The organism is Aedoeadaptatus coxii (assembly GCF_001553115.1).
Classification (GTDB): domain Bacteria; phylum Bacillota; class Clostridia; order Tissierellales; family Peptoniphilaceae; genus Aedoeadaptatus; species Aedoeadaptatus coxii.
The window spans coordinates 101,715-124,232 of the sequence record NZ_KQ960171.1 but is presented as its reverse complement, the minus strand read 5'-3'; the positions used below and the strand labels follow the sequence as shown (position 1 = coordinate 124,232).

At 46.0% G+C, this 22,518-nt stretch carries 25 protein-coding genes and 1 tRNA gene; 8 read left to right on the top strand and 18 right to left on the bottom strand.

Features of this window, described 5'->3' with window-relative positions; genetic code table 11:
• Positions 1 to 4: 4 nt before the first annotated feature.
• The 10 genes from HMPREF1863_RS02680 to HMPREF1863_RS02640 all read right to left on the bottom strand — a co-directional run bounded on the left by HMPREF1863_RS02680 (position 5) and on the right by HMPREF1863_RS02640 (position 7,115).
• On the bottom strand, positions 5 to 784 hold the full coding sequence (locus HMPREF1863_RS02680) for a DUF169 domain-containing protein (protein WP_068367146.1): 780 nt from the start codon (positions 782 to 784) through the stop codon (positions 5 to 7).
• Positions 784 to 1,608, bottom strand: coding sequence for a MetQ/NlpA family ABC transporter substrate-binding protein (locus tag HMPREF1863_RS02675; RefSeq protein ID WP_068367145.1), 825 nt, complete (start codon positions 1,606 to 1,608; stop codon positions 784 to 786). Before HMPREF1863_RS02675 ends, HMPREF1863_RS02680 begins: the two co-directional genes overlap by 1 nt.
• 8 nt (positions 1,609 to 1,616) lie before the next feature.
• Entirely contained in the window at positions 1,617 to 2,282 is a 666-nt protein-coding gene (locus HMPREF1863_RS02670) for a methionine ABC transporter permease (RefSeq protein WP_068367144.1), read from the bottom strand.
• A 1-nt stretch (position 2,283) separates the two neighbouring features.
• Positions 2,284 to 3,024, bottom strand: coding sequence for a methionine ABC transporter ATP-binding protein (locus HMPREF1863_RS02665; RefSeq protein ID WP_068367142.1), 741 nt, complete (start codon positions 3,022 to 3,024; stop codon positions 2,284 to 2,286).
• 352 nt (positions 3,025 to 3,376) lie between these two features.
• Positions 3,377 to 3,649: a hypothetical protein gene (locus HMPREF1863_RS02660; RefSeq protein WP_068367141.1), complete on the bottom strand. Its 273-nt coding sequence runs from the start codon at positions 3,647 to 3,649 to the stop codon at positions 3,377 to 3,379.
• Between the two features lie 43 nt (positions 3,650 to 3,692).
• Positions 3,693 to 3,968 (bottom strand): hypothetical protein, encoded by a 276-nt coding sequence (locus HMPREF1863_RS02655; protein WP_068367139.1) that lies wholly within the window; start codon positions 3,966 to 3,968, stop codon positions 3,693 to 3,695.
• A gap of 79 nt (positions 3,969 to 4,047) precedes the next feature.
• The gene (locus tag HMPREF1863_RS09205) at positions 4,048 to 4,233 is read right to left on the bottom strand and encodes a hypothetical protein (RefSeq protein WP_198142703.1); all 186 of its coding nucleotides are present in this window, start codon (positions 4,231 to 4,233) and stop codon (positions 4,048 to 4,050) included.
• 198 nt (positions 4,234 to 4,431) lie between these two features.
• Positions 4,432 to 6,057, bottom strand: coding sequence for a hydroxylamine reductase (hcp, locus tag HMPREF1863_RS02650; RefSeq protein ID WP_068367137.1), 1,626 nt, complete (start codon positions 6,055 to 6,057; stop codon positions 4,432 to 4,434).
• Positions 6,058 to 6,142: 85 nt separating this feature from the next.
• Entirely contained in the window at positions 6,143 to 6,796 is a 654-nt protein-coding gene (locus HMPREF1863_RS02645) for a Crp/Fnr family transcriptional regulator (protein ID WP_068367135.1), read from the bottom strand.
• Positions 6,786 to 7,115, bottom strand: a complete 330-nt coding sequence (locus tag HMPREF1863_RS02640) for a hypothetical protein (protein WP_198142702.1) — start codon at positions 7,113 to 7,115, stop codon at positions 6,786 to 6,788. The genes HMPREF1863_RS02645 and HMPREF1863_RS02640 overlap by 11 nt, the downstream gene beginning before the upstream one ends.
• A gap of 261 nt (positions 7,116 to 7,376) precedes the next feature.
• On the opposite strand from HMPREF1863_RS02640, the gene HMPREF1863_RS02635 reads away from it, so the two are divergent.
• The 8 genes from HMPREF1863_RS02635 to HMPREF1863_RS02600 all read left to right on the top strand — a co-directional run bounded on the left by HMPREF1863_RS02635 (position 7,377) and on the right by HMPREF1863_RS02600 (position 13,923).
• Positions 7,377 to 8,060 (top strand): hypothetical protein, encoded by a 684-nt coding sequence (locus HMPREF1863_RS02635; RefSeq protein WP_068367131.1) that lies wholly within the window; start codon positions 7,377 to 7,379, stop codon positions 8,058 to 8,060.
• Positions 8,061 to 8,071: 11 nt separating this feature from the next.
• Positions 8,072 to 8,293, top strand: a complete 222-nt coding sequence (locus HMPREF1863_RS02630) for a 4Fe-4S dicluster domain-containing protein (RefSeq protein ID WP_068367129.1) — start codon at positions 8,072 to 8,074, stop codon at positions 8,291 to 8,293.
• Between the two features lie 13 nt (positions 8,294 to 8,306).
• Positions 8,307 to 9,365, top strand: coding sequence for a 3-methyl-2-oxobutanoate dehydrogenase subunit VorB (locus HMPREF1863_RS02625; RefSeq protein ID WP_068367128.1), 1,059 nt, complete (start codon positions 8,307 to 8,309; stop codon positions 9,363 to 9,365).
• A 1-nt stretch (position 9,366) separates the two neighbouring features.
• Entirely contained in the window at positions 9,367 to 10,113 is a 747-nt protein-coding gene (locus tag HMPREF1863_RS02620; protein WP_068367127.1) for a thiamine pyrophosphate-dependent enzyme, read from the top strand.
• Positions 10,113 to 10,670: a 2-oxoacid:acceptor oxidoreductase family protein gene (locus HMPREF1863_RS02615; RefSeq protein ID WP_068367125.1), complete on the top strand. Its 558-nt coding sequence runs from the start codon at positions 10,113 to 10,115 to the stop codon at positions 10,668 to 10,670. Before HMPREF1863_RS02620 ends, HMPREF1863_RS02615 begins: the two co-directional genes overlap by 1 nt.
• Entirely contained in the window at positions 10,660 to 11,154 is a 495-nt protein-coding gene (locus tag HMPREF1863_RS02610; protein ID WP_068367122.1) for a ferritin-like domain-containing protein, read from the top strand. Before HMPREF1863_RS02615 ends, HMPREF1863_RS02610 begins: the two co-directional genes overlap by 11 nt.
• A gap of 217 nt (positions 11,155 to 11,371) precedes the next feature.
• Positions 11,372 to 12,250, top strand: coding sequence for an AAA family ATPase (locus HMPREF1863_RS02605; protein ID WP_068367120.1), 879 nt, complete (start codon positions 11,372 to 11,374; stop codon positions 12,248 to 12,250).
• Positions 12,251 to 12,255: 5 nt separating this feature from the next.
• Positions 12,256 to 13,923 carry a hypothetical protein gene (locus tag HMPREF1863_RS02600; RefSeq protein ID WP_068367118.1) on the top strand — a complete coding sequence of 556 codons (1,668 nt, stop codon included), beginning with the start codon at positions 12,256 to 12,258 and terminating at the stop codon, positions 13,921 to 13,923.
• Between the two features lie 67 nt (positions 13,924 to 13,990).
• Here the strand turns inward: HMPREF1863_RS02600 and HMPREF1863_RS02595 are convergent, their stop codons facing one another.
• The 8 genes from HMPREF1863_RS02595 to HMPREF1863_RS02560 form a co-directional block, all read right to left on the bottom strand.
• A complete protein-coding gene (locus HMPREF1863_RS02595) occupies positions 13,991 to 14,731 on the bottom strand; it encodes a YfjL-like protein (protein WP_068367115.1) in 741 nt (246 codons plus the stop codon).
• A 154-nt stretch (positions 14,732 to 14,885) separates the two neighbouring features.
• Positions 14,886 to 18,038 (bottom strand): Cna B-type domain-containing protein, encoded by a 3,153-nt coding sequence (locus tag HMPREF1863_RS02590; RefSeq protein ID WP_068367113.1) that lies wholly within the window; start codon positions 18,036 to 18,038, stop codon positions 14,886 to 14,888.
• Positions 18,039 to 18,308: 270 nt separating this feature from the next.
• The gene (locus HMPREF1863_RS02585) at positions 18,309 to 19,274 is read right to left on the bottom strand and encodes a 3-hydroxyacyl-CoA dehydrogenase (RefSeq protein ID WP_068367111.1); all 966 of its coding nucleotides are present in this window, start codon (positions 19,272 to 19,274) and stop codon (positions 18,309 to 18,311) included.
• 198 nt (positions 19,275 to 19,472) lie between these two features.
• Positions 19,473 to 19,548: transfer RNA gene (locus HMPREF1863_RS02580), tRNA-Val, on the bottom strand.
• Between the two features lie 66 nt (positions 19,549 to 19,614).
• A complete protein-coding gene (locus tag HMPREF1863_RS02575) occupies positions 19,615 to 19,938 on the bottom strand; it encodes a cupin domain-containing protein (protein ID WP_068367109.1) in 324 nt (107 codons plus the stop codon).
• On the bottom strand, positions 19,935 to 20,315 hold the full coding sequence (locus HMPREF1863_RS02570) for a DUF488 domain-containing protein (RefSeq protein WP_068367107.1): 381 nt from the start codon (positions 20,313 to 20,315) through the stop codon (positions 19,935 to 19,937). Before HMPREF1863_RS02570 ends, HMPREF1863_RS02575 begins: the two co-directional genes overlap by 4 nt.
• A gap of 60 nt (positions 20,316 to 20,375) precedes the next feature.
• Positions 20,376 to 21,344: a DUF4300 family protein gene (locus HMPREF1863_RS02565; RefSeq protein ID WP_068367105.1), complete on the bottom strand. Its 969-nt coding sequence runs from the start codon at positions 21,342 to 21,344 to the stop codon at positions 20,376 to 20,378.
• A gap of 138 nt (positions 21,345 to 21,482) precedes the next feature.
• Entirely contained in the window at positions 21,483 to 22,493 is a 1,011-nt protein-coding gene (locus HMPREF1863_RS02560) for an electron transfer flavoprotein subunit alpha/FixB family protein (protein ID WP_068367103.1), read from the bottom strand.
• Between the last annotated feature and the right edge of the window lie 25 nt (positions 22,494 to 22,518).

Genomic DNA, 22,518 nt, shown 5'->3' with positions numbered 1-22,518 from the left:
ACCATCATTTACAGTTTTTATAATAATTATATCCAAACTGTAAATGCAGAGGTTCCCAGTCTGCTTTCCACCGTGCTTGAATGCGCTTTTTCTCTTCATCACTTTCCATTATATTTGCTGTTTTTTCTAACCCCTCTACAACGCCGGCAAATTTGTCGCCGGGAATGCCCATGGCCATATCTTCCTTCGACCAGCCGGCACGATGACGTGTCCCTATACAAAGTAAAGATAAATTGATCTCATGGGTCGTCAGAGGCAAGGTTGTCGACTCATAACAAACTGCTTGATTACCCATGATCCTGAGGTTTTTCGGTTGACCATAAAGATAAGCATATCCTTGCATGAGACGCATCATATTGTAAGGAAGGTCAAAAACCAAAACAACTTCTGGCAGATGATCCCATTGCTCAATTGGCTTGACGACAACACCATAATGTTCGCCCGAAACATCCTTTTGCTTTTTTCTTATATCTCGAGCAATCTCTTTGTCGGCATACATTCCCAATCGATGCCAATTCTCTCCATTTGAATTAATTGGATCCGCGGGATCTATACCAAAAAAGCGTTCAGCACTTTTACACCGAAATTTGCCCCGAGGGATTTTCAGACTACGGCCAAGGCTGGCCGCTCTGACTGCCCCGCAATAGTTGATGGGATTTTTAATTTCTGTGACATCCACATTTTGATACCGCTCTATGTCGTTGATCAATTCTATGCCTATGGCACAGTATTTAAGGTCTAATAGAGCATATAATTTTTCTACTTGTTCAGAAAACTCATGCATTATTTAGCCTCGTCATCACTTTTGTAGAAAGTGAAAACGCCGGGGAATTTTGCATTAATCTTTTCTTGAGATTCCGGTGTACGCATACTCTTAGCAAATTCTACTGCCCAAGGCGCATTTTCATTTTCTTTTTTAACAATGACACCCATGGGGTAACGAATCATAACGGTATCTCGTGCAAGATATTTCGTCGGATCTTTGCCTGCACTCGACATGTGGGTAAAGAAAACGCATGCTGCATCTAAATCTTCCAATGCGGTGACGGTTTGTCCTTGTTCCATCTCTACGATATCAATGTTTTTGGGATTTGCCGTAACGTCCGCTTTCGTGTAAAGATCTTTTCCTTCTTTTAATTCAACAAGTCCATTTTCTTGTAGAATGCGCATCGCAATATCTTCGTTCATCGGATCGTTCATAACGGCAATTTTTGCACCTTTGGGAAGTGCGTCGATGGAATCATACTTTTCGGAATATAAGCCGATACCTGTATGGAATACATAGGGCTTCGCCATTGTTAAGTCACCCGATTTGTTTTTATTGAAGGACTCAACGAATTTTAAGTGTTGGCCGATAGAAATATCTACATCGCCACTGTTGCAGGCTTCCAAAACGACAGGGTTAGCATCAAAGGGAACAAACTCCGTCTTATAGCCTTTCTTTTCAAAATCCTCTTTACAAGCGTCATAGTAAATTTGTGAAACGGACGTGCCACCGATACGGATAACATCTTTGTCAGATTTAGTTTCTGTTTCAGCTTTTCCACATGCTGTAATGGATAGCAAACCCACAGTAAGCAACGACAGTAATGCTAATTTCTTCTTCATATTTCCTCCTACTTTAATTTCTTATACAATAACGTACTTGCACCTTGGATCGCGAGTACAATTATAAGCAAAATTAATACAATGAAGTACATAATGCCATAATCGAAACGCTGATACCCGTATGTGAGCGCGATAGCACCCAACCCTCCTGCACCGACAGCACCGGCAATCGTCGATACATTGAGCATATTAATCAATAGAATCGTATAGTTTGAAACTATGCTCGGCAGTGCTTCCACCAGGAGAACACGATAAATAATTTGTCCGGTACTTGCACCAAAAGACTGAGCCGCCTTAATTAAGCTGGAATCAACTCCTTGCAGGGCATTTTCAATCATTCGGGTTGCAAAGGGGGTACATACAAAACTAATACCTACAATCGCCGCATTGGCACCCACCGCTGTACCGACTATCATTCGCGTTAAAGGTGCAAGAGATACTATTAGGATGATCGTAGGAAAGGCACGCAATATATCGGTGATTTTTGCCAAAACCGTATGAAGTACCGCCTTTTCCCATAGTCCATCTTTATCGGTTATAAATAACAAAACGCCGAATACGACGCCTAAGGACATGGAGATAGCGGCGGAGAAAATCATAATTTTAAATGTCACAACCAGCGACGGGAGAATAACGCTGGGAAAATATTCTAATAATTCAGTATTTTCAAACATCTTATTGCTCACCGCCTAAGAGTCTACTGACCGCTGCTGAGTTGCCGCTAAACACGTCTTCAGGTGTACCGGATTCCACAATATTTCCATTTTCCAGCAAGATGACACGATTACACATCTTTTTTGCAATCTCCATATCATGAGTTACTAAAATAATGGTCACATGGCGTTCGCGTTGAATCTTGAGCATTAAATCTAAAATCGACTGTGTCGTAGCAGGGTCAAGGGCCGATGTAAATTCATCGCATACGATATAGCGTGGATCTAAACTCAACGCCCGCGCAATGGCGACTCTTTGCTTCTGCCCTCCACTCAACTCTTTTGGTCTCTTAGTCTTATGATCCGCCAAACCGACCATTTCGGCCAAGCGATTTGAACGGTCCTGTATCTCTTGATCGCCATATCCCCAGCATTTAAGCGGTAGTGCGATATTTTGAATTACATTTCGACGAGAGAGAAGTGAAAAGTTTTGAAAGACAAATCCTATCTCTTTTCGGACAGAACGAGAACCTTTGCTATCTAATTGGCCAATATCTTTACCCTCAATAACGATACTTCCTTCATCGAAATGTTTGAGTCCCGATATACAGTCAAGAAGAGTGGTCTTTCCGGAACCACTCCTGCCAATAATACCGAAAATATCGCCCTCACGAATTTGAAAGCTCAGGTCGTTTAGAACCGTCTTTCCATCATATTGCTTACTTAAATGATTTACTTTAATCACCATGTCAACTCCATCCATATTTTCTCCGTGAGTAATATATCATAATGATAATAAGGAAACAATTGAAACCAACAAGTATTGATATTATCTATACGACTTATTAATTAGTGCCAAATTTTATAGTCTTTCAAAGCAATTTTGATCTTCGATTGCTCTCGCAAACTGAATTGAGGCTTCTAATTTACGTCGTTAGCGTCAAGCGCAGTTTTCTTTTTAAAATACTGCTTTATAAAAGTCTCTAATTTGCTGTGACATGATTTAATAACGCATATTTATAGTAAAAAAAGGGGTCTAGTCTCACTAGACTCCCTATTGATTAACATAGCTCTATACAAAAAAAGAGCGGTACACACCGCTCCTTCTCTTCTATTTACATTAATACGCCTGCAATATCCATAATTGCCATAACGACCGAGGATAGGAATAAGCTGCCTGCCAAGATCATAAACACGAGTTTACGTTGTTTAGCGAGAGCCGCAACGAGCATAGCGCCGCCGAAGAAAGTATACACACCTTCCGGGCTTATCACACTGCTGTGCGCACCCATGGAAAAACCGAGGCAAGGGATAAGTAAAAACAACACGCCTGCCAACACATAAGAAAGTTTGCCTTCTAACGCCATGTTTTCTAATTTCTTTTCCATAATATCCTCCCTTTCGCCGGGCAACTAACTTTTGCCTGACGTTTTAAAAAAACATACCGATCATTTCGCTGGCGACAATGGCGGTGCTGGATAAGAACAAGCTGCCGGCCATAACGCCAAAGAATAACTTCCATTGTTTAGTCAGAGCGGCTAATGCACCTACTCCGATGTAGAACAGGTAGAAATGCTCAGGACTTACGAAACTGGTATTGAATAATTGACCGGATACTATAGCAGTCGGCAATGCCAATAACAAAATACCTGCCATAATATAAGACAACTTACCGATAAAATTCATTCCAGCCCATTTCTTCGTCATGATCTTTCCTCCTACAATAAATTTTTCATTCGACGAAATCACGTTATTTTTGTAATGTGATTTATTTATCATTTCTACGTTAATTATAATACTTGCGTAAAAATAGGCAACTCGACGCCACTGCAGTTTCTATCGCTTTAATACAATATAAGGCTGTATATACGGCTAAATCTTTGTGTCTTATATTTAACAAGATATATTTTTCTGTTTTTCTATTTATTGGCGAAAAAATCATTCTTTCTGCCACAAATTTTAATTTTTTCATCGGAATTTATTTTCTATTTTTCTGTATTCTCGCAGCATTTTTTATATCTTTCACTCTTCTTACTTGTTAAAAGTTAAATTTGTATGCTTCATATAATCTATTTTACGTAGTCGAAAGTCGCAAAAATGCAGGATACTCTGTGTTTTTTACAATATTCCATTAAAAAATCAGCCTGAATGTTCAGACTGATTTTAAACTTTATGCTTCTATCATTGTCTTTATATCTTCTTCCACTGTGGTGTTCGGTGCGATGTTGAAGTTTTCCACAAGGACGTTGACCACATTGGGGCTTAGGAATGCGGGAAGGGTCGGTCCCAGATGAATGTTTTTCACGCCGAGGGAAAGGAGTGCCAAGAGCACGATAACGGCTTTTTGTTCATACCAGGCGATATTGTAAGCGATGGGCAGTTCGTTAATGTCGTTCAGCCCGAAGATTTCCTGTAATTTCATGGCGATAAGGGCGAGGGAATAGGAATCGTTACATTGGCCGGCGTCGAGAACTCTCGGAATGCCGCCGATGTCGCCTAAATGAAGTTTGTTATAGCGGTATTTCGCACAACCCGCCGTTAAGATGACCGTATTATCGGGTAGGGCTTTTGCAAATTCTTCATAATAGTTGCGATCACTTTGTCTGCCGTCGCAGCCGCCCATGACGACGAATTTTTTAATGGCGCCGCCTTTAACAGCATCCACTACTTTATCCGCCAATGCAAATACTTGGTTGTGAGCGAAACCGCCGACGATGGTGCCCGATTCGATTTTTTCCGGGGCCTGACATTGTTTGGCCTGTTCGATTAAGGCGGAGAAATCTTTTACGCCGTCTTTTTCTTCCACGACTTTGGCGCCTGGGAAAGCAGCCACGCCCGTGGTGTAAAGGCGATGGATATAGCTGTCATCCTTCGGCGGAACGATGCAGTTCGTCGTCATAAGAATGGGGCCGTTAAAGGATTTAAATTCTTCTTTTTGATGCCACCAGCTGCCGCCGTAATTGCCTACGAAATGGTCGTAGGTTTTAAAGGCGGGATAATAATTGGCGGGAAGCATTTCCGAATGGGTGTATACGTCGACGCCGGTGCCCTTCGTTTGTTCCAAAAGGGCTTCCATATCGCCGAGATCGTGGCCGGAAATTAAAATACCGGGATTGTTTCGCGGCTCCAATGAAACTTCCGTTATTTCCGGATGACCGAATTTTGACGTATTGGCTTCATCTAAAAGGGCCATGGCTTTGACGCCGTATTCCCCTGTTTTTAAAGTAAGGGCTACGAGATCGTCGACCGTTAAAGAATCGTCGGTGATTTTTTCGAGCGTGTCGGAGATAAAGGCGTGAACGTCTTCGTCGCGGAATCCCAACACATTGGCATGGCGCGTATAAGCCGCCATACCCTTTAAGCCGTAAGTTATGAGTTCGCGGAGAGAGCGAATGTCCTCATCTTCCGTGGCCATAACGCCGATGTAGCGCGCCCGTTCCTCGTCGGAAATGCCTTTGCGCATATCGAAGGTGGCTTCTAAGGGAAGGTCTTCCGTAGAATCCAATGATTCCATTAATTCTTCTTTTAAATTCAGCGTCTCGTCAATGTATTTTTCAATACTTTCAGCGCTGAAGTTGGCGTTGGTAATCGTGGTAAAGAGATTGTCGGCGATGCGACCGTCCACTTCTTCCAAGCGATCGCCGAGGTCGCCGATGCGGTTTTTAACTTGGGCGAGCCCTTTGGTGACGAAAATTAAATTATCTTGCAGATCGGCAACTTCCGCCGTTTTTCCGCAAACGCCTTTTACTGTACATCCTTTGTTTCGAGCGGTTTCTTGACATTGAAAGCAAAACATATGCTACCTCCTGTATCCTTCTGTTTCTGTTTCTATTCACAGTATAGGGGGAGGATGTTTCAATGTATGTAACCGTTGTTACGTTCTAAAATAAAATTTCTTCCAGCTTTAAAGCGTCAAAGGTAATCATGCGGCCATCCAGCTGAATATAGCCTTCCCGATGAAGCTTCATAAGTTCTCTGGAAAGGGAGGGCCGCGGCACGGCAAGGTACTGTGCCAAATCTTCCCGCTTCATTAACTGCATGGTGCCTCCGCTCGGCAACTTTTGAAGAAGGTGCATGGCGATTTTCTTGCGCAAACTGCCCGCCGAGAGGATGAGCATTTTTTGATTTAAAAAGAGAGCCTTCTGCGATAAAATGCCCAGCATGTTGGAGATCAATCGCTCCGCTACATCTTCTCCACCGGCTTCAAATGCCGCTTTCGGAATGTAGAGAATGCGGCTTTCCTCATAGGCCACACAACCGAAATCGTAAGGCCTGTTGTCGAGAAAAATGTAAACCTCGCCGAAGACCGTCCCCGGCGACGTAAAGCGGTTTACCACTTGTCGATTCCCCGAAATGGAAATCTTCTCCACTTCTACAGCGCCTTCCAAAAGAATAAAAAGCCCTTCCGGCTCTTCCCCTTCTCTAAAAATATAATCTTCCTTTAGCACGCGATGTTCCACGGCGCCTTTCGCCGCGAGAAAATCCTTTAATTTCCCCTCGTCGATTCCCTTAAAAAGATGGGTTTTAGTGGCCATGGCGTTTCGATTCCCTTGCTCTTTTTAAAGCGAAGCTCGTACTTTCCACGGCACGCTTTACATCGTCCGATGTTAAAAATTGACGACGAGCGGATAGCCTTGCTTTTTGTACTCGGCGAGAAATGCCGAAGGCTCGTCTCGACGTGCGGAAAAAGCTGCGAATTAAAAATCCCGCCATTAGAGCCCGATTTTTGTGTTTTAAAATGGGCAAAACTAACTTTTTATTTTTTCTCTGAAATTTTCTTACAGCCGCTTCCGATTCGGGGATTTGATAACGTTGTTTTTCGAGAAAACGATTCTTTCTTTCTTTATATAACATTGTGTACTGATTATTTTGTCGCATGGAACACCTCTTTCATTTCATTTTTATATCTTATTATATACCCTAAACCTACACCCTTATCGCAAAAAACTGGCGATAAAAGTGCAGATACCTTACTTTTTCCCTAGGCTTTCTGCAACTTTTTTTGTAGACAGCTACCCCTTTTATGATTTATATGGTATATTGTACTTAGCTAGAAGACCACAACCTTTGCGTGAACGTTTTCTTGCTGCGATTCTTTTAAGAAAGGAAGAAAATATGGATTGGAAGAAGCATCACAGGATTCTCATTATTACCGGCCACTTCGGCAGCGGTAAAACTGAAATGTCCATTAATTTGGCACTTGATCGCCGCGCGGCGGGCGAGGAAGTTACCGTCGTGGATTTAGACATCATCAACACCTATTTCCGTATTCGGGATAAGGATGACGCGCTAAATGCGAAGGGAATTAAAACTCTCTCTACCGGCGTCAAAGCAAGAGCCGTGGACATTCCGGCATTAGACCCCGCAATCGATGCCGCTTTGTTATTTGACAAGGGACGCATCATTCTCGATGTGGGGGGTAATCCCTCAGGTGCTCGTGCCTTAGCCCGTTATCGTCCCACTTTGGAAGAAACCGGCTACGAACAACTCTTTGTCATCAACTCCAATCGTCCCGAAACGAAAACACCGGAGCAAGTCATTAAATTTATGGAAGACACCCAGGCCACCAGCGGCACACAGGTCACGGGTCTGTTTAATACGACGCACTTCCTTAAAGACACCACCGCCGATGATGTTATCGGAGGACTGAAACTTGCCGAAGCCGTTTCGGATCAAACGGGCCTTCCCCTTTTAGGTACGGCTTGTAAGCGGGAACTTGTCGATGAAGTAAAAGCACGCACAAACGATCTCTATATTCTTCCCATCGATCTCTATTTCAGAGATCAATGGATGTTATAAGGAGGAATAACATGGCAAAAGGAAAAGTCACTTTCGATCAAGACTACTGCAAAGGCTGTGCCCTTTGCGTGTCTGTATGCCCGAAAAACGTTTTGGCCCTTAAGACTGATGAATTGAACCCGAAAGGCTATCGACCTGCCTATGCGAAAAACCCGGATGATTGCATTGCCTGCACAAACTGCGCCATCATCTGCCCCGACTCTGTCATCAGCGTCTATCGCGTAGAAGAGTGAAAGGAGTCTTCACATGTCTGAAAAAATTCTAATCAAAGGTAATGAAGCAATCGGCGCGGCACTCATCGCTGCAGGATGCAAAACTTATTTCGGATACCCGATTACACCGCAATCCGAAGTTCCCGAATACTTAGCAAGAGAATTACCGAAAATCGGCGGTACATTCTTACAAGCCGAATCCGAAGTTGCCGCTATTAACATGATCTACGGCTGCGCCGGCACCGGCACACGTGTAGCCACAAGCTCCTCGTCTCCCGGGGTTTCCTTAATGCAAGAAGGCATCAGCTACATCGCCGCCTGCGAACTTCCCTGCATGATCATCAACATGATGCGTGGGGGTCCGGGTCTCGGTTCGATCCAACCTTCCCAAACAGACTACTTCCAATCCACACGGGGCGGCGGCAACGGCGACTATCGCACACTCTGCTTAGCACCCGCTTCCATTCAAGAAATGGTCGACCTCGTACATTTAGGATTTGAACTCGCCGATCAGTATCGCACACCGGTCGTACTTTGCGGCGACGGTATGCTCGGCCAAATGATGGAACCCATCGAATTTACGGAAAAAGAAAACAAAGAATTCGACCATTCCGACTGGGCTGCAACAGGTACCAAGGGTAAACGTGAACCGCATATCATCAACTCCCTCTACCTCTCCCCCGACGAATTGGAAGCCCACAACAAAAAGCTCATTAAAAAATACGAAGCCATTACTGCAAACGAAAAACGCGCAGAAGTTGTGGATGTAGAAGACGCCGACATCGTCTTTACCGCATTCGGTACCACGAGCCGTATTTGCAAATCCGCCGGCGAACTCTTAAAAGCCAAAGGATACAAAGTCGGCCACATTCGCCCGATCACCCTCTGGCCCTTCCCCGACGGAGCATACCATAAGATCAACGACAATGTAAAAGTGATCTTAGACGTCGAGTTGAACCAAGGCCAAATGGTAGAAGACGTTCGACTCGCTGTCAACGGCAAACATCCCGTTCATTTCTACGGCCGTCAAGGTGGCATGATCCCCACGGCCGAAGAAATCGCAGATGTAGCCTTAGAACTATTGGAGGCGTAAAATGGATAAACTCATCTATACCAGAAGTAAAGCTTTAACCGATGCTCCTACTCACTACTGCCCGGGCTGTACCCACGGCGTCGTTCATAAACTCGTCGCCGAAGTTTTGGAAGAACTCGGCATCACCGGCGACACCATCGGCGTCGCTCCCGTAGGATGTGCCGTTCTCGCATACAAATACTTTAACTGCGATATGTTTGAAGCCGCTCACGGCCGTGCACCGGCTGTTGCTACCGGTATTAAACGCTCCAACCCCGACAAATTCGTCTTCACCTACCAAGGCGACGGCGACTTGGCTTCCATCGGTAGTGGTGAAATCGTACAAGTTGCACACCGCGGCGAAAAAATTTCCACCATCTTCATTAACAACGGTATCTACGGCATGACCGGCGGCCAAATGGCTCCGACGACCCTCGTCGGCCAAAAGACCACCACCTCTCCCTTGGGCCGCGACGAAAACTGGTCGGGACGCCCGATCCGCATCGCCGAAATGCTCGCCACCATTAATGGTGCAAAATTCGTAGAACGCGTTGCCGTCAACACACCTGCCAACATTCGCAAAGCAAAACGCGCCATCAAGGAATGCTTCCAACTTCAATTAGACGGCAAAGGCTTCGGTATCGTCGAAGTACTTTCCTCCTGCCCGACCAACTGGGGATTCCCGCCGGCAGAAGCTTTGAAATGGTTAGAAGACAACATGATTCCCTACTATCCTTTGGGAAATTTGCGTAACGGGGAGGATCTATAATGACGACTAACAGAGTAATTGTATCCGGCTTCGGCGGACAAGGCGTTATGGGTATCGGTCAATTATTGACCTATGCCGGCATGTTCGACGACAAACACGTATCCTGGTTACCTTCCTACGGCCCCGCCATGCGTGGTGGCGCCGCCAACTGCTCGGTAATTATTTCCGACGAACCCATCGGCGCACCGAACATTTCCACAGCCGATGCGGCCATCGTTATGAACGAACCCTCGTTGGATAAATTCGAATCCTACGTAAAACCCGGCGGACACATTTTTATTAACAGCTCCCTCGTTAACAAAGATACGTCCAGAAAAGACATTACCTCCCACTTCTTGCCCGTCAACGAACTGACAGCAGAATTCGGCAACCCGAGAGTATTAAACATGATTATGATCGGCGCATTTAACGAAATTCTCAACATGGTAAGCCAAGAAGCGCTGGAAAAATCCGTCGATAAACTTTACGGCAAAAAAGGTGCCAAAATTACCGCTATGAACTTGGAAGCCCTCCAATTCGGCGAAAGAAGAATGAAGGAGATCCTCAATGCAAAATGAAGTTAAAATCCTAAGACAAGCGATGCTCAACGAAGTCGAAGGCGCTGAATTTTACAAGCTCTCCGCAGATAAATTTGCACCCTCCGGCACAAAAGACGCTCTCTTAGATCTCGCTCGCCAAGAAGAAGAACACGTAGAATATTTAAAATCCCTTTCCGAAAAATTAATCGACAACGCAAAAGACATCAACTTCGATCCCGAAACACTAAAAGAGGAAGTACCCTCTCCGGGCATCTTCAACTGGGACAAAGTCGATGAAGACATGGTGCGCTTAGCCGTTACCGTCTTCTCCGTCGGTCTAAACATGGAAAAAGATTCCGTCAAATTCTACGAAGACGCCAAGAGCAAAGTGGAAAGCGAAGAATCCAAAAAACTCTTCGACATCTTGGTGAAATGGGAACAATCCCACGTCGACACCCTTCAAAAACAATATGATATCTACCAACAAGAATGGTGGAACATGCAAAACTTCGAACCTTTCTAAAATAATGATACATTCCTATTAAAAAGGCCCGCATCGGCGGGCTTTTTTAATGGGCGAAACCCGGGCAATTCAAACAGCAGATGCGAATCAAAATCCAAACCCCTTTTAGTGGTACAATACCTATAGCAGACATTGCCCATATCAAAACAATCCGCAGGCGACGACATGGGGCATGACACCGTCGCCCATACCAATAGACAATAAGTGAGAGATCAACATGAAGCAAACGGACAAAATTCAACAGTTTATAAACGCCCATCCCCTTTCCGAATCCCTTGAAAGCCGCATACCCGATCCCAGGTTTCAATACCACGGCGACACCGTTTGGCAAGCCGCCACATCCGCCATCCTTTCGGGAAAAAACATACTCCTCGTCGGCGACAAATCCACGGGGAAAAACGTGTTGGCGGAAAACCTGGCCGCACGATTTAAACGACCCCTTTGGAATGTTTCCCTCCATATGAGCGTGGACGCCTCCTCCCTCATCGGCGACGACAGCTTAAAAAACGGCGCCGTGTACTTTCGGGAAGGCCCCATTACCATGGCGTCAAAAGTCGGCGGCTTTGCTGTTCTCGATGAAATCAACATGGCAAAAAACGAAGCCATGGCCGTGCTCCACTCCGCCCTGGACTACCGCCGCATCATCGACATTCCCGGCTACGATCTCATCAAAATACATCCGGCGACGCGCTTTATCGCCACCATGAACTACGGCTACGAAGGCACAAGAGATTTAAACGAAGCCCTGCTCTCCCGCTTCGTCGTCATAAAAATGCCCACTATTTCCGAAGACGATCTGAAACAACTCATTGCCGAAGCGTACCCCGCCCTGAAAAAAACCTTTATTCACGACCTCTCCCAATTTGTCGCGGATTTAAAGCGAAAAGCCAAAGCCAACGAAATTACGAGCCACGCCACCGATATTCGCGGCATTTTCGACGCCCTGGATTTAGTAGAAGAAGGGCTCGAACTGAAAGAAGCGCTCAACCTAACGATTACCAACAAAATCTTCGACCCCTATGAAGAAGAACTGGTCGCCGATTTATTAAAAGCGCGCTTTCAAGACCATCTCTACCGCAGCGATCTAATGGAATAAACGCCATGGGAACACGTGCAACTAACAGAGCCGACAATCTTCAATGGGCAGGCGCGGAAAATTACCGGTTTAAACCCCTCCTCTACGGAGAAGATCTCGCCGGCAATCCCGACTTTTACTTAAACCTTATCCTCGGCCTCGCCGTAAAATACTTCGGCGACGACACTTTAAAATCCCTCTTTAACCGATGGGCCGGCCACTGGCAACGGGGAAAATACGATTTGCTCGCCCTCTACCTATTGGAAGAACACCTTTACCTGCGGGAAATAAACGATCGCGCCGTCCTCCGGGATTTACGAGAAGATTTCGCACGGCGCTTCTTAGACGATCGCTACGATTTGCGCCGCCGCACCTTGGCATTGCGAGTGCCCCTCTTTTACACATTGCAAATGAAGCGCGCCCACGACATCCTCGGACTGCCCTATACGAAACTAAATAAAAAAGAGCGGCAAATCTACGATCACCTTCACCTGCCCGACGACACCGACGGCGGCAACCTGGAAGAGCACGTCATCGCCCTTTTCGCCGACTACCTCCATTACAGAGAAAACAATAATCCACGGCCGAAGTGGCTCCCCGAATTTCATCTCTTCGCCATTCCAAGCTACGTCTCCATCGAGCGTTCCAACACCCCTTCCCTATTTAAGGACTCCGGCACCAAAGGAGATGCACCCTTTTTCCTAAACCTGTTGAAACCCTTCACCAAAGATCACAGCGCCTACATTGAAAAAACCTTCGGCAAAAACCTTTTTTCCGACGAAAAAAGCTTGGCGCTGAACCGCGCCATCTGCACCGAAGGCCATAGAAAATCCCATATTTACTTTACAAAAGGCATCGACGAACAAGACGAGCGACTCGACCGCGAACTGAACGATCGCACTGTGCGCCGCCACCTGCTCCGCTTTCAACAAAATAAAAACGTCTACCGCCGCGCCATCAACGATCTTACAAAAGCCCTGGAACTGAAACTGGCATCCGTCGCCACCCCCGAAGGCGAGCCTGCCAAGCGGGGCAAACTCATAAGCCGCCGCGCCTTTCGCGCCGAAATATCCAATCGCGCCGCCATCTTCGAGCGGAAAAACTTAGTGCCCGCACCGAGCTTTAAAGTAGACCTCGTGCTGGACGCCTCCACTTCCCTTTTGGACATCGAATCGGACATCGCCATCGAAGCTTACATCCTTTCCAAATCCTTGGAAAACAATCAAATACAAAATCGCATCCTCTCCTACCAAACCGTAGAAGACTACACGATCATCACCCTATTAAAAGATTACGACGACAAAAGCGACATGAAAAAAATCTTTCGCTACAAATCCATGGGCTGGAACCGCGACGGCCTCTTCTTTAAAGCCTACCCCACCCTTATACCGTCGGACGAACGTCTGTTGAGCATTATTTTAACCGACGCCAACCCAAGCGATTTTAAACCCCTTGCGGGAAAAGGGCTCGCCCTTAGTAAAGCCTACGCCGATGATGCCGCCCTTTTCGATACGAAACACTACCTGGATGCGCTGCGCCGCAAAAACATAAACATCCTGGCACTTTTAAACAGCAACCACGTAGAAAATGCCGACATGCTCTACCACAAACAATTTGTCAAAATCAACAAAATCGAGCAAATCGCCCACGTCGCGGGGAAATGGATCCAAAAAGAACTGGTTAAAATGAATTAAGAGCACACAAAAAGACGCCGATTCCTCGGCGCCTTTTTAAATTCTCAAATTTTGAAAGGAACAAGCCTTAATCCTTCCCCGTCGTCGACTGTAGCTTCACCAAATCTTCCATCGCCTTGACATCTCCTCGGCGCACCACATCCGCCGGAACTTCGTAGGCCGAATACATATCCTTCCAGGTTTCCACCTCGCCCTCTTTGCCCCGATCCTTTTCCGGCACGAGATCGATGGCGTAGTCCACCACCTCCAGGCCCTCTTTATCCATAATCTGTTGAAGCTGCTTTAAAACCGCCATAGCTTCATCCGCCGTGGCATCCTTCCCCACGCCGTAGGCCTGAGCCTGAAGCTTATAGGGCAAATGCTTTATATCCACCGGCTGATCCACCTTTAAATACTCCGCGGGATCCTCCTTGTCCCAAGAAGAAAGAGTAATCGTATAGGGGAAACCATATTTCTTTTCAAGACTCCTTCCGTATTGCGCCACGACGCGATCGAAGCGCATCATCGTGTTGAAGATGCGGTCGTCGTAAGAATCCCATGTTAAACGGCCGAAGGAATCGAAGTGCAATGCAAATTGAGAGTCCTCACTGTTTTTATCCTGCAAAAACACATTGTATTCGGCCATTTTAAAATTATATACCACCTTATTGCGGTCAAGATCCAAATGGCTATACTTTTGGGCGATCACCTTATCCGCAGCCCGATCCGCCAAAAACTTGGAAACGGGATTGCCGACTAAAGCATTGGCGACAAAAAGCACGAAAAGCACGAGTACAGTTAAAAAAATCCTTTTCAATGTAAACTTCATACCTGCCTCCTTCATATAAGCGATCGACCTTCCTACCATCATTTTACCTTATAAAACCAAATACAAATCAAGAATATACCAAAGAAAAAGCGAGCAGGCGGACAATGGACAAGAAAAAATCCACGAAAGTTTCCCCTCGTGGATTGTGTTATCTTTATTCTTCATCTCGTCTTTTCTTTGAACCGATGAACCCTAAGGCTGCAACGGATAAAGATGCGAGACCTGCCCATAAATTCATGTCGAAACCGTCACCTGTTTGAGGTGCACCCGGATTGCCGGGTTTATTCGGTTTATCAGGTTTATCGGGAACATCGGGAGTTTCCGGTGTTTCCGGTTCATTGGGCTTACCCGGTTTTTCAGGCTCTTCCGGAGGAGTTTCCGGAGGTATCTCCGGTTTTTCCTTGTTCGTAATCACGAAGCCGGAATCCATAGAACCTTCATAACTAACGTCGAAATCCCTGTCGCCAATGCGAAGGAAACCGCCGTTTTCGCCTCGTTCCTTCACCGTATAGATGTAATCTCGGGAAGGATCGCTTCCGTCTCTCACTTCTAAACCGGTAAAAGAACCGGACCAGTTGTTGCTTTCGTTAAGTTCGAGCACCTTACCGGTGGCCTTGCCATCGCGGTAAAGCTCGACCTCGATACGAGCCACAGGTTTCTCATTCCCTACAAGATCCCACTTCTTTACAATGTGAATATCCCTTGTGGGAGGAGTGGGTGGTGTTTCCGGAGGTATTTCCGGCTTTTCCTTGTTAGTAAGGATGAAGCCGCTTTCCATGTCGCCGGAATAGCTCACTTCAAAGGTTTTGCTTCCAAATTGGATCAGGCCGTTAACTTCGCCAACTTCTTTAATAGAGTAGCGATATTCGACGGCCGGCGTATTTTTATCGGCAATTTCTAAACCTTTAAATTCGCCGCTCCAATTGTTGCCTGCGTTTAATTCCAGCTTTTTACCGGTAGATTCGCCGTTGCGATAAAGTTCCACGTCGATTTTATCTACAGGCTTTTCGCCGTCTACAAGATCCCAACGCTTGGTAACTTTAATGTCGCGCGTTTTCGGTTCCTCCGGCTTTTCCTTATTAGTAATGGTAAAGCCTTTTTCTTTGTCGCCGGTTACAGTGGATTCATAACCTTTAATGCCAACTTCTTTTACAAAATAGGAAATTTCTCCTTTTTCGGAATACATGGGAAGATTTGAAAACGTCGCTTTCCAATTATCATCTTTGGATACTTTTTTCGTTTCCACAAGATACTCTTCATCGCCGATTCTGGCTAAAAGTTGTACCTCGATGGTACTTGGACGTTTGTTATTGGCGTTGTCGCCGTCGTCCCACTTCTTTTCAACCTTTACTTTGGTCGTTTTATCGTCTGTTCCGATAGTGACACTTCCATTACTTCCAATGCCGCCCCCGCGCGTTGCGGAGTGGTTTCCGGAAATAATAACCTTGGTAAGCACTTCTGTAAGTGCATTACCTTTAGAATTTGCATTCAATGCCAGGCCATTTCCCGGAAGGAAAAAACCCGTACCGGCCGGTAATATGCCCTCATGCTTATCATCTGCTAACGGTTTACCATCAGGAGTCGTCCAATTAAAAGGAGCACCGCCAAGCATCCACTTAGAAAGTTTATACTTAGCTTCACCACTATGTGCACCATATCGTTTGTTAGAGTAGGCAAAAAAATCATTTCCTTCTCTTTCAGCGTGGTTACCATATATAGCCGCACCATCGTTCACATAAATCGTAGTTTTCGAAATGGGACAGTTGGCCATACCGGCACCTTGCCACTTAGCAGTATTATCGGTGATTAAAACATTTTTAATGTGCAATTCACCATTAGCACCATAGTAAGTGTGGCCTTGCCATGTCCAAGGATTGGCTACACCGTTAACGTAAATACCGCCGCCACCAAAGGCTTTGTCTGTTTTACCTTTGCCGGTCATTGTATTATTCGTAATCTTTCCTGCCGTAATCTCAGCAATGGATTGATGCCCGTTTCGTATACCACCTTGAATAAAAAGGCCACCGCCGGCAGACCCGGCAGTATTACCGTCGATGGTACCGCCGGTCATATAAAGGTGGTTAGTGCCACCTGCTTGATTTGTTCCAAGGCTAATGCCACCGCCAATTTCTGCGGCGGTGTTTCCTGAAACCTCTGCTTCGCCGGACATTTTTATAGTAGATCCTTCATAAGCAGCGATTCCGCCACCGGCAGAATAATATTGACTATAGGCTGTATCGTGGACTAATTTCGATTCGTTTGCTTTGATAGTACCGCCGGAAAAATTCAAAGTCGATCCGTGAAGATAAACCCCGCCACCATACGTCGCTTGATTTTCTTCGATAAGCCCGCCGGTCATATTGACTGTTGCATTATTTGCATAAACGGCTCCGCCTCTGGTCGCGGTATTCTCGATTTTCTTAATCTTATTGTTTCGCAAAACGGCGCCTTCTTCGATATTTAAGGTACCGCCATCGACATAGACTAAAGAGTTTTCGATGGTTTTATTTTCATCTGAATTGCCATCGATGGTAATATTCTTTAAAGTAGCGGTTTTACCTTCATTTACTTTAAGTAAATAGCCATTGAACTCTTTGTCACGAACAAGTTTTGCATCCTTATCTTTAAGGCTGATGTCGCCTTCTACAGAAGTGGTACCGGTTACGAAGATCTTCGTAATCGCCTTGTTGACCTCTTTCTCGATCAATTCCTTCGCCTTTTTAAAGGTATTCACGGCAGTTTCTTTGGTTAAACCGTCGTTCTCATCTTTTCCGGACTCACCATTAAGATAGATTCCCTTGGCCTCCGGATCATCGGAAGCTACAGATTCCGCTTCCTTTTCTTCGGCTACCTCCAAGGTAGCTTCTTTTTTATCGAGAGCGTCACTCTCTTCGGAAGATTTTAAATCTTTCCCTTGTTCCGCCAAATTCTTACCATCTTGAGACGGCGCTTCAGATTTGGCGTTTTCGTCGTTCACTGCGGAAGTCGCTTCATCGTCGGGAATAGTTTTCTCTTCGTTCAGAGAGTTAACATCGCTTTTCAGTTCATGAACAGATTCAGATTTTACTCCTGTACCCCCCCCGGATAGAATTTTTTGATCCTCATCCGAGAGTTTCCCTTCTGAAATGGCGGGGCTTTCCCGATCGACCGCTGCGTTAGCTTCCGCATCCGCTTTTACTTCGCCGGCCTCGATTGCCATTTCCGCCGTGGAATTCATCTCTTCGGCAAAAGCCTGTGAATTCAGCGAAAACAAACCAAAGACAAACGCCAGTAAAAACGTAAAATAAAGTTTTCTTTTACGGTTCATTATCGACCCCTTTCTAAAATAAGTAGTTTAAATCCGGATAAAATCACAGACTTAAAGCTCGAAGCTTATTGTAGCACAATAGTATAGATCTGTACAATCTGTCATAGCAAGCAATGCTCATGTTCTTTTCATGTTATCTATATATTCTTCGAAAAATACTTAAGACGCCTGCCACAAAAATAAAACGTGTCGACGCATACAAGTAATCATTCCATAAAAAACCGCACAAAAAATCCACGAAGGTTTCCCCTCGTGGATCGCGTTTCTATTTTATTTGCTGTAATCGTAGAAGCCTTTGCCGCTTGTAACGCCCAGTTCTCCTTTTTCGATTTTTTCGCCGACCATTTCGATGAGGCGATAGGTTACGGATTCGGGGTCTTTCGCGTCGGGTTTCATTTTCAATACGTTGCTTACGGTTTGCAGGCCGATGACGTCCATCATTTGGAAGGGGCCTACGGGCGCGCCTGTGCCGATGCGCCAGGATGCGTCGATGGTTTCGGGATCGGCGATGCCTCTCGCCCAAAGGTTTTGCCCTGCATCGAGTAAAGGCACGAGTAGGGAGTTTAAGACGTAGCCCGGTTGTTCTTTGTGCACTTCGATGGGCACCATGTTAATGTCTTTTGCAAATTGAACCACTTGTTTGTAAATGTCTGGATCGGTTCCTTCGTGACCCATACATTCCGCCGTGTTGTGTGCCCAAATGGAGTTGGCGAAGTGAAGCGCCATGTATTTTTCCGGGCGGCCGGTGTGTTCGGCGAAGGTGGAAGGTAAGAGTGTGGACGAGTTGGTGCAGAGTATGGTTTTGTCGTCGAGAATGTCCTTAATACTTTCGTAGAATGTAATTTTTTCCTCGATGTTTTCTGCCATGGCCTCGATGGCAATGTCCGCATCGCTCAGTGCTTTTTTAACATCTAATTCCAGATGGAGATTGTCCTTCATGTTTTTCTTGCCTTCGGCGATGAGGGCGTCGATCCCTTCGACGGTAATGTTGTTCCAATCGGGAATGAGGGCTTTCGGGTAAACGTAAGCGCCCAAGGGGTTGCCGACGAATTTTTTCGCTTGTTCCAATGCGTCCAGTATGGCTTTTGTGTAGTATTCGATTTTTGGTTCTGTTCGGCCGATGGAGCCTTCGCTTCTAAGCCAAATGGTGGTGTCGTGGCCGCTGTAGGCGGACATGAGGGCGATTTGCGTGCCGAGGACGCCTCCGCCTAAGAGTACAACTTTTTTGAATTCCATGGTTTCCTCCTTAATCTATCTATAAAAACAAATCCTTTTCTTTTTTATGAGAAGGGCGTTAAGCCTTTCTGTATTTTATTTATTACCCATGGTTTTTGATTCTATTCTTGTTTTTTATAGTTGTTTTTATAACGAGGCATGGTTTCGCGGCGTTTTGGGCAATAAAAAAATCGGACTGCTTTTGCAATCCGACTTTTGTGGTGGACAGTACTGGACTTGAACCAGCGACCCCTACGATGTCAACGTAGTGCTCTACCAACTGAGCTAACTCTCCTCACCTTTTGTAACAATGAGTAGTATACCAAGTTTTTGTGTTTTTGGCAAGGAGATTTTACCGTTTTTACGCCATGAGCATCAGGGCCATTTTCATTTTGCCCTTCGCTTCTACGGAATGTAGGCCACCTTCTTCAAAATAGATCATGTCCCCTGCTTTCAGCTCGTGTGCGTCGCCTTCGTAATCGACTTTCCCTTCCCCTTCTAATATGGTGAGGATGGCGTTAGCAGGTGCGCGATGGGGGCTTAATTTTTCTCCGGTGTCGAATGCCATGAGGATAAGTTTCATTCCCGCGTTGGATGCGATTTCTTTTTTCGCTACGGTGTCGGCTTCGTACGTGATAAGTTCTTTTAACGTGGCGACGTCGCCGCCTTTAAATAGTGGATTCATTGTTCCTCCTTATGATCTAATGTTTCTTCTATCCATTCTTTTAATACGCGCGCATGGTTTATTTCTTTGCTTTTGGTGCCGTAAACGAGGGTGACGGGCCCATCTTGAAGGGCTTTGAGAATATCGTCTCGCCACGTTTTCGCTGCCTCCGATGCGTTTAATTCTTCCCGATATTTTTCGGCGAATTCCGTAAAGCGATCGGCGCGGTGATCGAACCATTTTCGAAGCCCTGTCGATGGGCACACTTCTTTCGCCCAGCTGTGGAGTTTTGCCGCTTCTTTTTTCACGCCTCTCGGCCAATAGCGATCGACGAGGATGCGCTTCCCGTCGTCGGGGGTCGCTTCTTCGTATGCTCTTTTGATGTTAAGTGGATTCATTTTTATCACCTGAGTCTATAATAGATCCATTTTTGTTTTTATTCCGTTTCATTTGTTACGCTATCCCACGTAGCGATTGTTTTCCATAATAAAGGGCGGGGCGACTTGAGGATCGGTGTAGTCTTTGAATTTATTTTTTAAATAGCGGTAACATGCTTCTTTGGTTTTGAATTTGATGGCTTGGTAAGGTTCTTCAAATGAAATTTTTTCCACGAATAGGTAGCCGTCGCCGTCTTTTACGAGGACGCCTACGTGGCCGATAAATAAGCAGTTGCCGTCGAGATTATCGTGGAGCACCACCGAAACCATGGCGACGTTTTTCGGAAACTGTATTTTGGAGAGGAAGGACGCCATTACTTTTCCCTGTTCCGCCGGATTTTTGCTGCCGCCGGTTTTGACGCGGCTAAAGAGGCGCATAAAATCCGCCATTTCCTTTTCGTTTAGTAGTTTGGAGCGCGTAAGGGCTTCCCGATCCATAAAGAGGAGATCGCCGTCTACCGGCGTGTTGTCGCTGATGTTCATGTCGTTTTTTAATAGAAGGTAAGTGGTAATGCGGCAATTGGTATTGGGATAGGTCATTCCCTTTTTCGTTTGGGCTTCGGTAATTTTGCCCACGTCGTAAGTGGGGGCAATCTTTTTCGTAAAGTCCGCCGTAAGGTACGGGGCGGCAGCGCTATTGTAATCGTCTACGAGGGTCATGAGCTGATCGACGCCGGCGGGCTGTAATGATGCCTTTAGTTTTTCCGCTACATACTGTTTGTCCTCCGCCTTGACCATGTTGGAGATGACGGGCGCTTCCCCTTTTTCTTTGGATGGTTTTTGTTTTTTTGCGGCGGTTTTTATTTTCCGTCTAGAAACCCGCCGTTTGGCGGAGCGTTTTCTTCTTCCCGTGGCTTTTCCCCGTTTGCGCATGGTGGCCGTTACGCTTCTGCGCGCTCCTCGTCTCGATGTTTTTTTCGGGCCTGCGCCGCAAGCGATGATAAGCGTGGCCAGCGCTAAGAGTAAGATTAGAATGTGTTTGATTTTCATTTTGTTTTCCTCATCTCGTTGATTTGCGCTTATTTTATTCTCTCTTATTGAAAAAATTGTGATTAAACGGAAAATTTACGGTGGCGATTGTTTCCATTAAAAAACCGGCGCATGGCGGCGCCGATTTTTTTGAGCTATCTAGTTGATTTCCGCTTTTGCGGCTTTTGCCTTTTTGTATTCTTCGATGAGTTTCGGCAAGACTTTGTTCAAGTCGCCGACGATGCCGAGGTCGGCTACATCGAAAATGGGGGCGCCGTCGTTTTTGTTGACGGCGATGATCAGGCCGGATTCTTCCATGCCTGCCAAGTGTTGAATGGCGCCGGAAATACCGAAGGCGAAGTAAATATCGGGGCGCACGGTTTTGCCCGTTTGGCCGACTTGGCGATCTTTTTCGATCCAGCCGGCGTCTACTGTAGCCCGGGATGTGGAGACTTCCCCGTCCATTAAATCGGCGAGTTCTTGCAAGCGATCGAATCCTTCCGGCCCGCCGATGCCGCGGCCGCCGGATACGAGGACGTTGGCTTCTGTAATGTCGAGTTTTTTCTTGTCGTCTTTGGAAACTTCCAAAATCTTGACGTTCATGTCCTTATCCGTAAGGCCCACATCTTCCATAATGACGTCGCCTTTTCGCCCGTCGTCATTAGCAAGGGGAGTCATAACGCCGGGGCGTACGGTGGCCATTTGGGGGCGGAAGTCTTCGCAAATAATGGTGGCCATTAAGTTGCCGCCGAAAGCGGGGCGGGTCATGCGGAGAAGTTTGGATTCTTCGTCTATTTCAAGGCCGGTACAGTCGGCGGTAAGGCCGGTGTGAATGCGCGCGGCGAGGCGAGGCGCCAAATCTCTGCCGATGGAGCTTGCGCCGTAAAGTACGATTTCGGGATCGTATTTTTTTACGATTTCATAAATTGCCTTGGCGTAAGGTTCGGTGACGTATTCTTTTAATAAGGGGTGATCCACGACGATGACGTGGTCGGCGCCGTGGTGAATTAAGACATCGGCTTTTCCTTTAATGTTGTCGCCCAATAAGACGGCGTAAACTTCTTGGCCGAGATCGTCGGCAAGTTCTCTTGCTTTTCCTAAAAGTTCTGTGGAAACTTTTTGCAGTTCCCCATCGCGCTGTTCGGCAATGACAAATACATTTTTACTCATTTATTTCACGCTCCTTGTTCGGCTC

What these genes read in the sequence shown, in the direction of transcription:
- HMPREF1863_RS02640 (WP_198142702.1), bottom strand. Translation starts at nt 7,115, where the DNA reads ATGTTATATAAAGAAAGAAAGAATCGTTTTCTCGAAAAACAACGTTAT.
- HMPREF1863_RS02660 (WP_068367141.1), bottom strand. Translation starts at nt 3,649, where the DNA reads ATGGAAAAGAAATTAGAAAACATGGCGTTAGAAGGCAAACTTTCTTAT.
- HMPREF1863_RS02635 (WP_068367131.1), top strand. Translation starts at nt 7,377, where the DNA reads ATGGATTGGAAGAAGCATCACAGGATTCTCATTATTACCGGCCACTTC.
- HMPREF1863_RS02560 (WP_068367103.1), bottom strand. Translation starts at nt 22,493, where the DNA reads ATGAGTAAAAATGTATTTGTCATTGCCGAACAGCGCGATGGGGAACTG.
- HMPREF1863_RS02665 (WP_068367142.1), bottom strand. Translation starts at nt 3,024, where the DNA reads ATGGATGGAGTTGACATGGTGATTAAAGTAAATCATTTAAGTAAGCAA.
- HMPREF1863_RS02625 (WP_068367128.1), top strand. Translation starts at nt 8,307, where the DNA reads ATGTCTGAAAAAATTCTAATCAAAGGTAATGAAGCAATCGGCGCGGCA.
- HMPREF1863_RS09205 (WP_198142703.1), bottom strand. Translation starts at nt 4,233, where the DNA reads ATGAAAAAATTAAAATTTGTGGCAGAAAGAATGATTTTTTCGCCAATA.
- HMPREF1863_RS02645 (WP_068367135.1), bottom strand. Translation starts at nt 6,796, where the DNA reads ATGGCCACTAAAACCCATCTTTTTAAGGGAATCGACGAGGGGAAATTA.
- HMPREF1863_RS02565 (WP_068367105.1), bottom strand. Translation starts at nt 21,344, where the DNA reads ATGAAAATCAAACACATTCTAATCTTACTCTTAGCGCTGGCCACGCTT.
- HMPREF1863_RS02620 (WP_068367127.1), top strand. Translation starts at nt 9,367, where the DNA reads ATGGATAAACTCATCTATACCAGAAGTAAAGCTTTAACCGATGCTCCT.
- HMPREF1863_RS02570 (WP_068367107.1), bottom strand. Translation starts at nt 20,315, where the DNA reads ATGAATCCACTTAACATCAAAAGAGCATACGAAGAAGCGACCCCCGAC.
- HMPREF1863_RS02675 (WP_068367145.1), bottom strand. Translation starts at nt 1,608, where the DNA reads ATGAAGAAGAAATTAGCATTACTGTCGTTGCTTACTGTGGGTTTGCTA.
- HMPREF1863_RS02655 (WP_068367139.1), bottom strand. Translation starts at nt 3,968, where the DNA reads ATGACGAAGAAATGGGCTGGAATGAATTTTATCGGTAAGTTGTCTTAT.
- HMPREF1863_RS02610 (WP_068367122.1), top strand. Translation starts at nt 10,660, where the DNA reads ATGCAAAATGAAGTTAAAATCCTAAGACAAGCGATGCTCAACGAAGTC.
- HMPREF1863_RS02595 (WP_068367115.1), bottom strand. Translation starts at nt 14,731, where the DNA reads ATGAAGTTTACATTGAAAAGGATTTTTTTAACTGTACTCGTGCTTTTC.
- HMPREF1863_RS02680 (WP_068367146.1), bottom strand. Translation starts at nt 784, where the DNA reads ATGCATGAGTTTTCTGAACAAGTAGAAAAATTATATGCTCTATTAGAC.
- HMPREF1863_RS02605 (WP_068367120.1), top strand. Translation starts at nt 11,372, where the DNA reads ATGAAGCAAACGGACAAAATTCAACAGTTTATAAACGCCCATCCCCTT.
- HMPREF1863_RS02600 (WP_068367118.1), top strand. Translation starts at nt 12,256, where the DNA reads ATGGGAACACGTGCAACTAACAGAGCCGACAATCTTCAATGGGCAGGC.
- hcp (WP_068367137.1), bottom strand. Translation starts at nt 6,057, where the DNA reads ATGTTTTGCTTTCAATGTCAAGAAACCGCTCGAAACAAAGGATGTACA.
- HMPREF1863_RS02615 (WP_068367125.1), top strand. Translation starts at nt 10,113, where the DNA reads ATGACGACTAACAGAGTAATTGTATCCGGCTTCGGCGGACAAGGCGTT.
- HMPREF1863_RS02590 (WP_068367113.1), bottom strand. Translation starts at nt 18,038, where the DNA reads ATGAACCGTAAAAGAAAACTTTATTTTACGTTTTTACTGGCGTTTGTC.
- HMPREF1863_RS02575 (WP_068367109.1), bottom strand. Translation starts at nt 19,938, where the DNA reads ATGAATCCACTATTTAAAGGCGGCGACGTCGCCACGTTAAAAGAACTT.
- HMPREF1863_RS02670 (WP_068367144.1), bottom strand. Translation starts at nt 2,282, where the DNA reads ATGTTTGAAAATACTGAATTATTAGAATATTTTCCCAGCGTTATTCTC.
- HMPREF1863_RS02585 (WP_068367111.1), bottom strand. Translation starts at nt 19,274, where the DNA reads ATGGAATTCAAAAAAGTTGTACTCTTAGGCGGAGGCGTCCTCGGCACG.
- HMPREF1863_RS02630 (WP_068367129.1), top strand. Translation starts at nt 8,072, where the DNA reads ATGGCAAAAGGAAAAGTCACTTTCGATCAAGACTACTGCAAAGGCTGT.